General features: G+C 76.2%; 1 pseudogene. It reads left to right on the top strand.

The window, feature by feature from the left end:
- Positions 1-317 (top strand): annotated as a pseudogene (locus VB737_RS17280) (biotin--[acetyl-CoA-carboxylase] ligase); the annotation flags it as partial.
- Positions 318-520 lie beyond the last annotated feature (203 nt).

Genomic DNA, 520 nt, shown 5'->3' on the forward strand with positions numbered 1-520 from the left:
GGATGGGGGTGGGGCTCAACGTCGCCAACCGGGCGCCCGACGGTGCCGTGGCCCTGGCGGAGGTGCTGGGAGCTGGGCGCGCCGATCCCCTGCTCTGGTGCGGGGAGGTGCTGGCGGCCCTGGAGTGGGCCATGGCCTGGGCCGGGAGGCCCCAGGAGGTGTGCCGGCAGGCGGAGCGGCGTCTGCATCGGCCCGATGGGCCGATCCACCTCGATGGCGTCGACTGGTGGCCCGCCGGGCTGGCGGCCGACGGCGGGCTGCGGCTGGTGGCCGGCAGCGCGGAGCGGGTGCTGCTCCGCGGCTTCGGCGCCGGATGATCACCCCCCGTACACTGTCGTTCGGCAATCCCGGCGCCGGGTCGTTCCCCTGCACGCCCCACGGCGCCCCTCCCTGACATGGCTTCCCAGCCCCTCTCCGTCCTGACGGCACTCGGCGCCGGCGCCACGGCCTCCTGGCTGGCCATGCCGCTGGTGCTCGCCCAAGCCGTTCCCGGCCTCGAGCCGACCGAACAGCCGGACCC

The organism is Synechococcus sp. BA-120 BA3, from assembly GCF_034931285.1.
Taxonomy (GTDB): Bacteria; Cyanobacteriota; Cyanobacteriia; order PCC-6307; family Cyanobiaceae; genus Cyanobium.